Raw genomic sequence first — 7,744 nt, 5'->3', positions numbered from 1 at the left:
GAAAATGGAGACTTAACAGCAAGAATCATAGAGAATCCTCACAATCCACAGCTGATAGAATTAAAGAATGTGTTGAACAATATGTTAGATGTTTTACAAAAACAAGTGGGTTCTAATATGAATGAAATCCATAGAGTCTTTGATTCTTATAAATCTTTAGACTTTACAACAGAAGTAGAGAATGCACAAGGTGCAGTAGAAACCACAACCAATATTCTAGGAGAAGAGATTAGAAAAATGCTAAGCTCCTCTGATGAATCTGCAAAGAAACTCGCAGAACAAACTGCAAAGTTAAAAGACTTTATGGAACAACTCCTAGATGGTAGTTCCTCTCAAGCAAGTTCTTTACAACAATCTGCTGCAGCGATTGAAGAGATTTCAAGTTCAATGCAAAATGTCAGTGATAAAACTTCCGAAGTTACAAGACAAGCAGAGGATATTAAAAATATTGTGGGTGTGATTAAAGACATTGCAGACCAAACAAATCTACTTGCACTCAATGCTGCTATTGAAGCTGCACGTGCTGGAGAACACGGAAGAGGCTTTGCTGTTGTTGCCGATGAAGTAAGAAAACTAGCTGAACGAACAGGAAAATCCTTAAATGAAATAGAAGCAAATGTCAATGTGCTTGTGCAAGGTGTCAATGATATGAGTGAATCCATTAAAGAACAAACCGCAGGTGTTACACAGATTAATGAAGCCATTGCTCAACTAGAATCTGTTACACAAGATAATGTCAGTGTTGCTAATAGCACCAATGATATTACACAAGTCGTCAATAAAATCGCTGATGAGATTCTAGCAGATGTGCATAAGAAGAAGTTTTAGGGAATTATCCTTAAGGCTTCACACTTCGTCCTTGCGTCCCTCTCTCTGCTATTGCGAGGAATGAACGCGGTGAGAGACAAAGCAATTTATAATGTTTCACTTCTTACACACCTCTCTGTCATTGCGAGATTCTGCTTTAGCAGAATCGTGGCAATCTATAACTTTGGATTGTTTTAAAGATTCCATTGTGAAAGTTAATTGTTATTAGATTATGGATTGCTTCACTTCGTTTGCAATGACGAGGCGATAAAACGCAACGACACAAAGCAAACCACTGCGTCATTTTATTCCCTGCAATGACTAAGACAATAATGCCCTTTGCTAGATTGTAGATTTGCAAGTATTAAGTGTGCGTTGCACAGCTTCGCGCTCTCTTTAGTGCAAATTCATAAGTTTAGATTAAAGTGGATTCTCCAAAGGTTTTAATCCTCTTCCTTATGCTTATCTTTAGTTTTTGGATACAAAGAAGCGTGCCAAAGTGAGAATCCCACAAGCGCAACGCCCGCTATTGTATGCACTGCTTTAGCGGTTTTGTTGCGCAAAAACAATGCGCTTCCAGCTGTTAGCAACAAACTTGCACTCATACCAATTTTTGCAGCCTCCCTTTTTTGCTCTAAGGAAAATTTAGCAAGTGGATTCCTTTCTGTTTCTTTTTGTGCTACGATTTCTACTAGCCCTCGTTCCATTCTTTTTTCCTTTTATGTTGATGTTTTTTATATTTCAAATAGCTTTGTTTCAGTGTTTGCGTTACCAGCAATCCGCTACCTAATGTTGCTAAAATCAATAATGGCATTCTAGTTCTTTTTAAGATGAATACGGCGCAACGCGTTTAGAAGCAACATAATTGTTGTGCCATTGTGCATAAACGCTGTTTGAATGGGGTTTAGCTTCCCTAAACTTGCCAAGATTAGAATCATAGAATTAACCCCCACGGTAATTTTAAATCCTCTTTGCACTTTCTCAAGACATGTAATTGCAAGTTCCTTTGCCTCTGCAACCGCCTCAATATCATCGCGCAGTAGCACCACATCAGCACTTGCCTTAGCAATATCTGCCCCCTTATGCATTCCAATTCCAATATCCGCACGAATGAGCGCAGGGGCGTCATTGATTCCATCACCGACAAAGGCAACCTTTTTCCCCTCTTGCATAATGCCTTCTAAAATCTCTGCCTTTTGCGTTGGAAGCAACTCCGCATAATAGCGGTTAATCCCCAAGTCTTTTGCGATTCTACTTGCTTTTTGTTTTGTATCGCCTGTTAGCATAACAATCTCTTTCACGCCACTTTTACGCAAACGTTCCAGTGCGGTTTTAGCATTTTCTCGCAAATAATCTTTCAGTAAAATCACGCCCAAAAGTTCCTTACCATAGCCGATGAATAGCGGCATTTCCCCGCTCTCAAGAATCTTTTGAATCTTTGCATTGTGTGGCTTGAAGTTAATGCACTCATCATCTTCTAAGAAATGGCGTGAACCTATTATGACAGGTTTTCCCTCAAGCTCACTTTTGACGCCGTGTGCGACGATAAAGGTTACCTCATCGTGATGAAAATGCTTAAATTCCCCGTCTTTTGCAGCTTTTACAACTGCTTCTGCCACAGGGTGAAAATAATGCTCCTCAATGCTAGCCGCAAGATTTAGCACCATTTCCTTATTCCAATCCTTATGGAACACATACACATCAAGCACTTCCAAATCGCCCTTTGTAAGTGTGCCTGTTTTATCAAAAATAAACACTTCTGCTTCTTGCAAGGATTCCAAACTTTGCGCCCCTTTGACGATAATGCCCTCTTTTCCTGCGCTAGAAATTGCAGATTTAAAGGTTACGGGCGTTGTAAGTTTTAGCGCACAAGAATAATCCGCTTGTAAGACACTTGCACTGCGCGTTAAATCCCGTGTTAGTGCATAAGAAAGCACAGATAACCCAAGCGTAATAGGCACGAGAGAATCCGCCATTTTAGAAGCATTTAGCTCTTGATTGGATTTTTGCACGAGGGTTTCCTCAATATAGTGCTTAATCCTCGACATAGCGGTTTGTGTGCCGACAGATTCTGCCCAAACTTTGATTTTACCCTCTTGCGCGATAGTGCCAGATAGCACCTTATCGCCTTTGCTTTTTTGCACGGGCGTCGCCTCTCCTGTCATTGAGATTTGATTGACTAACGCCTCTCCCCAAACAATATGCCCATCTACAAGAATCGTATCCCCTGCACCAACCACGACAATATCGCCGACTTTCAAAGATTCGCTTGGAATCTGCTCTAGCGTATGTTTGCCATTTTCTATATGTTCCACCCACGCCAAACCACTCTTTTGTTTCGCAAGTTCTTTAACTAAATCATCGCTTTTATACATTGCAATTTCCTCAATGTATTCGCCAAGTGCCAACATAAAATTCGTAGAATTTGCGGTCTTAAAGTCTTTTAAATACAAAGAAATCGCAACCGCCATTGCTTCTAGTGAGCGGGAGTTAATCCCGTGTTGCAAGGTTTCTTTCACTCCGCTAAAAAGTAGGGGTGCAGAGGCAACAAGGGAGAATCCAAATTGTGCTGTCGTGCTTCGCAGAAAGGGTGAGATAAGCAATGCGCTTAAAGCTCTAGCAACCTCCGAAGCACTTGGAATCTCATCTCGTAAAGCAAGATAACTTTCCTCTTTTTTGGACTTTTGCGACTCTAATAAAACAGATTGCAAGGTTTCATAAAGCGTTTGCCCTAAGGATTCCAAATCCCCTTCATAGCACACGATAATATTTTGCAAAATCGCATTGATACGCACATTGCTAATATTTGGCAAGCTCTCTAAAGCAATGCGCAATTGCAAGGGGTCAATGCGGAATCCGCATTCACAAACATATTTAAAACGTGCGCGTTTGGAAGTAGCGTGGATTAGGAATAATTGCATTTTAAAACCTAGTGGGATTCCGCATCGCTAACTTCTGCTTTTGCGTCCTCATATCGCTCTTTTAGCTCCTCCACACCCGCTTCAAAGAGATTAGTAATCTTTGCAAAGCTTTTAAAAATCGCTTTTTGTGCGTTTTCGTTGGTTAGAATAAAAGTCGCAGCTGCTCCAATGAGCGCACCTTTTAAAAAATCTTGATTAGAATTTCCAGAATTTAGCAAACCACCTAAGAAATTGTTTGACGCATTTTGTGTATTTTGCGTGTTGTTATCCGCATTATTTGTGCGGTTGATATAGGGATTGTTAGGGTTTGGTTGTGTCATATTAGTCCTTTTGAATTAATTTATTGTTTTTGTTGAGAATACAATTTTCTTTGCGTATCAGTGTTTGGATTCCATAAACGCTCGCAGCACCTACTGCCACAAATGTTGTAGCCTCCACTAAACTTTGCGCAGAAGTTTTTGCGCTATTGCCAAGTGCATTTGCTGCTGCCACTCCACAGGCGGTGATGATTCCACCCTCTAAAGTCGCCTTAAGTGTGTCTGTGATAGCTTCTTGCTTCGTAATTTTATTGTCTTTGTATTTCCTATATGCATACGCTCCGCTTAACATTAATGCGATGAATCCTCCGCTAATCGCGTGTCCTGTGATAGACCTAGGTGTTCCTGTGTTTATTATCATAGATTACCCTCCGTTATTTTTGTTTCTTGTGTCTTTTTTGTTGTTTTTGTTGCGCGTGGTTTTCTTGCTTTCTTAGTCGTTTGCGCTGCTTTGTTCGTGCGTTTGGATTCCTTTATGGAATCTCTTGCGCTCGTCAAAGAATTAAAATTGTCCTTTGCATATTGCAAGGCTTTTGTAGAAAATTCCTTGCCTCTATCCAAGCCTACTTGCACACTCTTTTGGATATTTTCACACACCGCGCTATTGTTTAGTGCCTCTTTTACTTTTTTGCGTTTTGTAAATAAAAGTGCAGCTCCTGCGCCCATTGCGATTCCTGCGATAAATGGTAACATACTCTACTCCTTGTTTTGATTTAAAAATTCATTTAAAACTGCTACACCCAATACACCCGCGACAACGCCACCGACGAGGGAATAATTCAGTCTCCCCAAAAAACTCTCCAACTGCTCTTGTTGCAATGTACCTTCTTTTAACTGCGTAATCATCGCGCCTGTTTCTTTTAAAATTTCCTTGCCATTGCTAAGAGCTTCCATTGCGTTTTGGATATTTTGTAAATTCTGTGGATTCTGCGTTTTTGTTAGCGCATTTTGTAATGCAGGAATGTGTTGATTAAAACTTGCCGCTTGTAAGCGATAAAAAGTATCTATAATAGTGGAATCCTGCTCGTTTGCAAGAAGCGCATTATAAAGCGCGACATTTTCATTTTCCCGCATTATCGCAGTTTGAATCACCTCCTCTAAGGAATTAGGAAGTATCAAAGTATTTAAATAAGGATTCTCTGGAATCGCGACATTCAGCCTTTGGAGATGAAACTTAAGGGCTTCAATATGCGAGGATTCCGCGCTTTGTAAATTTGCAAATATTTCTCCCAAAGCACTCGCTCCAAAAGAACTTGCAAGGGTATAGTAAGCATAGGCTCTACACTCGTCGTCCAACGCGTTTAACAGATTCTCTGCGCTCATACAATCTCCTTTAAATTAGTGTTGATAATCTCCGCAATTTGCTCCAAAGATTCGCCTTTGAGGCAATCCTCCCAAAGCTTTGGCTCAATGATATTAGAATCGTAATGAATCGTCAAAGACCCAATTAGCGCATTAAACTTGATAGAGAGAATGCAAGGGATTTTTTCCAAAAGCTTTAAAAGCTCTTGCGGATTGGTGGTTTTGGCGACTTCTTTAAGTTTCAAACTTGCCCTCAAGCGGATTCTACCCTTGGTGTGATGCACGATAGAGAAATAATCGCTTAAAATTTCTAAATCTTTAGGGGCAACTTTGAGTGTTTTTAATTGATTGACCAATTGCGATTCCATCTTTAAACTTTAAAAATAAATTGACTGCGATTCTAAAACAAAAAGAATAAAATTATCCTTAATAAAATAATAATGGTTTTTATATAAAGCGATTATAACCACATAAATTAAGATATTTTATACAATTAAAAAAATATTTAAAATAAATAATAATAATTAATAATTCTATTGATTCTCTGAATCAAAAAAACAAAATCTTTAGCATACTGCTTGAAGCTTGTCAATCTTAAAAATTTGTTTGGTAAAATAACACTATTTTATTGTTTAAGGCTTTTATGTTTTCAAAACTCAAGTTTATTCTCTCTAGTTACGATAGGCGTTACATTTATGGTTTGCTTTTGCTTTCCTTGCTTGTTTCTATGGTAGAGTTAATTGGAATCTCGGCGATTGCCCCTTTTATTGCTGTGGCAAGTGATTTTAACTTAATCCATAGTAAGGCTTATTTTTCCTTTTTTTACGAACTTTTAAACTTCCATTCCCCTTATGAATTTGTTTTTTGGTTTGGTATTGCTTTGCTCATATTTTATATTTTTAGAAGTTTTATTAATTTGCTCTACCAACATCTTTTGGCTCGTTTTACTTTTGGACGCTATCATCTCATCGTTAAAAAACTATTCCAAAATTATTTAAAAATGAATTATGAAGAATTTATCACAAAAAACACTAGCTACCTAACAAAAACCATTACAACTGAAGCGCATAACCTTACGATTCTACTTGCAGCCTTTTTGTTTATGACTTCTGAAGTTTTTGTTGTCCTTTTAATCTATGGCACTTTATTGTTTGTGGATTTTAAAATAACGCTTGGACTCACATTGATTTTGGTTACTTTGGGATTCCTTTTGGCGCGTTTTATCGCATTAAAAATCAAAAGGCAAGGCAGAGAAAAAGAATCACACCAAAAAGCCTTTTTTGAGACACTCTCCTCTAGCTTTGGTAACTACAAAGTTATTAAGCTTCAAGGCGATTGCGTTTCTATTTGGCAGAATTTTTCGGAATCTTTGTCCGGATATTCTTTGGCAAACATTAAAAATCAAACCTTTTTTCATATTCCACGATTGCTTTTAGAGGCGGTTGGGTTTTGTATGATGATTTTAGTTGTGCTTTACTTGTTTATCCAAAACCCTAACAATGTAACAAGTTATTTGCCATTACTTTCTATGTATGTATTGGCACTCTATCGTCTTTTACCTTCTATTAATCGCATTTTAGATTCTTACAATAAGATTCTATTTAACTTCCGCTCTTTAGAGATTATCTACCAAGATTTAAAAATACAAACACAGGAGCTAGGCGATAGTGTGGCGGAATTTAAAGAAGAAATTAAACTAGAGAATCTCTCTTTTGGTTATCAACAAAAACTTGTGCTAAAGGAAATTAATCTCACGATTCACAAAGGTGAGAAAGTCGCCTTTATTGGAGAATCTGGAAGTGGCAAAAGCACATTGGTGGATTGTATTATTGGCTTGCTTTCTCCAAAAAGTGGAACAATTTGTGCAGATAATGTTAAAATTAACGAAACAAATTTAAAAAGTTGGCGTAGCAAAATAGGCTATATCCCACAAAATGTCTATTTGTTTGCTGGAAGTGTGGCAGAAAATGTTTCTTTTGGGAGAGAATTTGATGAAGAAAAAATCATTACTTGCCTAAAAAGTGCGAAGATTTATGATTTTTTACAGGCAAAAGAGGGTTTGCAAACGCAAGTTGGAGATGGTGGTATTGCACTTAGTGGGGGGCAAAAACAGCGCATTGCCATTGCGCGTGCGCTCTATGGGGATCCTGAAATCCTTGTGCTAGATGAGGCGACAAGTGCGTTAGATATGGAAGTGGAGGCAAAGATTATGGAAGAGATTTATAGAATCGCCAAGGATAAAACATTGCTTATCATTGCACACCGACTAAGCACTATTGCGCATTGCGATTCTGTCTATCGTTTGCAAAATGGAAGTTTAAAAAAGGTTTCTTATGCAGAAATTTAAACATTTAGTTTTAAGATTTTTAGCCGATATTAATGTTTTTAAGAAAGGGG

Annotated in this window: 11 protein-coding genes; 2 read left to right on the top strand and 9 right to left on the bottom strand. The window is 38.2% G+C overall.

Translation table 11 applies throughout. From position 1 onward, the window contains the following. A partial coding sequence (locus tag BS85_RS0108710; RefSeq protein ID WP_026944444.1) for a methyl-accepting chemotaxis protein occupies positions 1 to 828 on the top strand: 828 nt, incomplete at its 5' end. A 136-nt stretch (positions 829 to 964) separates the two neighbouring features. Here BS85_RS0108710 and BS85_RS11620 read toward each other — a convergent pair. From BS85_RS11620 to BS85_RS0108670, 9 genes are all read right to left on the bottom strand, one after another. Next, positions 965 to 1,111: a hypothetical protein gene (locus BS85_RS11620; RefSeq protein ID WP_156938118.1), complete on the bottom strand. Its 147-nt coding sequence runs from the start codon at positions 1,109 to 1,111 to the stop codon at positions 965 to 967. Positions 1,112 to 1,250: 139 nt separating this feature from the next. Next, entirely contained in the window at positions 1,251 to 1,514 is a 264-nt protein-coding gene (locus BS85_RS0108705) for a hypothetical protein (protein ID WP_034551517.1), read from the bottom strand. Beyond that, entirely contained in the window at positions 1,499 to 1,621 is a 123-nt protein-coding gene (locus BS85_RS12110) for a hypothetical protein (RefSeq protein WP_273212766.1), read from the bottom strand. The genes BS85_RS0108705 and BS85_RS12110 overlap by 16 nt, the downstream gene beginning before the upstream one ends. A gap of 1 nt (position 1,622) precedes the next feature. Next, entirely contained in the window at positions 1,623 to 3,728 is a 2,106-nt protein-coding gene (locus tag BS85_RS0108695; protein WP_026944442.1) for a heavy metal translocating P-type ATPase, read from the bottom strand. A gap of 8 nt (positions 3,729 to 3,736) precedes the next feature. Next, a complete protein-coding gene (locus BS85_RS0108690; RefSeq protein ID WP_026944441.1) occupies positions 3,737 to 4,048 on the bottom strand; it encodes a hypothetical protein in 312 nt (103 codons plus the stop codon). A gap of 1 nt (position 4,049) precedes the next feature. Continuing rightward, positions 4,050 to 4,406: a magnetosome protein MamC family protein gene (locus BS85_RS10625; protein WP_051604761.1), complete on the bottom strand. Its 357-nt coding sequence runs from the start codon at positions 4,404 to 4,406 to the stop codon at positions 4,050 to 4,052. Beyond that, positions 4,403 to 4,738: a hypothetical protein gene (locus BS85_RS0108680; protein WP_026944440.1), complete on the bottom strand. Its 336-nt coding sequence runs from the start codon at positions 4,736 to 4,738 to the stop codon at positions 4,403 to 4,405. Before BS85_RS0108680 ends, BS85_RS10625 begins: the two co-directional genes overlap by 4 nt. Positions 4,739 to 4,741: 3 nt before the next feature. Further along, positions 4,742 to 5,368 (bottom strand): ferritin family protein, encoded by a 627-nt coding sequence (locus tag BS85_RS0108675; protein ID WP_026944439.1) that lies wholly within the window; start codon positions 5,366 to 5,368, stop codon positions 4,742 to 4,744. Next, positions 5,365 to 5,715, bottom strand: a complete 351-nt coding sequence (locus tag BS85_RS0108670) for an HMA2 domain-containing protein (RefSeq protein ID WP_051604760.1) — start codon at positions 5,713 to 5,715, stop codon at positions 5,365 to 5,367. The genes BS85_RS0108675 and BS85_RS0108670 overlap by 4 nt, the downstream gene beginning before the upstream one ends. A gap of 275 nt (positions 5,716 to 5,990) precedes the next feature. On the opposite strand from BS85_RS0108670, the gene BS85_RS0108665 reads away from it, so the two are divergent. Further along, positions 5,991 to 7,694: an ABC transporter ATP-binding protein/permease gene (locus BS85_RS0108665; protein WP_026944437.1), complete on the top strand. Its 1,704-nt coding sequence runs from the start codon at positions 5,991 to 5,993 to the stop codon at positions 7,692 to 7,694. The last annotated feature ends 50 nt before the right edge of the window (positions 7,695 to 7,744 follow it).

The organism is Helicobacter rodentium ATCC 700285 (assembly GCF_000687535.1).
Classification (GTDB): domain Bacteria; phylum Campylobacterota; class Campylobacteria; order Campylobacterales; family Helicobacteraceae; genus Helicobacter_D; species Helicobacter_D rodentium.
The sequence above is the reverse complement of the archived record's forward strand: the minus strand, read 5'-3'. Positions and strand labels throughout refer to the sequence as shown.

Coding starts and splice junctions, on each gene's coding strand:
- BS85_RS11620 (WP_156938118.1), bottom strand. CDS start 1,111: ATGACGCAGTGGTTTGCTTTGTGTCGTTGCGTTTTATCGCCTCGTCAT.
- BS85_RS0108705 (WP_034551517.1), bottom strand. CDS start 1,514: ATGGAACGAGGGCTAGTAGAAATCGTAGCACAAAAAGAAACAGAAAGG.
- BS85_RS12110 (WP_273212766.1), bottom strand. CDS start 1,621: ATGCCATTATTGATTTTAGCAACATTAGGTAGCGGATTGCTGGTAACG.
- BS85_RS0108695 (WP_026944442.1), bottom strand. CDS start 3,728: ATGCAATTATTCCTAATCCACGCTACTTCCAAACGCGCACGTTTTAAA.
- BS85_RS0108690 (WP_026944441.1), bottom strand. CDS start 4,048: ATGACACAACCAAACCCTAACAATCCCTATATCAACCGCACAAATAAT.
- BS85_RS10625 (WP_051604761.1), bottom strand. CDS start 4,406: ATGATAATAAACACAGGAACACCTAGGTCTATCACAGGACACGCGATT.
- BS85_RS0108680 (WP_026944440.1), bottom strand. CDS start 4,738: ATGTTACCATTTATCGCAGGAATCGCAATGGGCGCAGGAGCTGCACTT.
- BS85_RS0108675 (WP_026944439.1), bottom strand. CDS start 5,368: ATGAGCGCAGAGAATCTGTTAAACGCGTTGGACGACGAGTGTAGAGCC.
- BS85_RS0108670 (WP_051604760.1), bottom strand. CDS start 5,715: ATGGAATCGCAATTGGTCAATCAATTAAAAACACTCAAAGTTGCCCCT.
- BS85_RS0108665 (WP_026944437.1), top strand. CDS start 5,991: ATGTTTTCAAAACTCAAGTTTATTCTCTCTAGTTACGATAGGCGTTAC.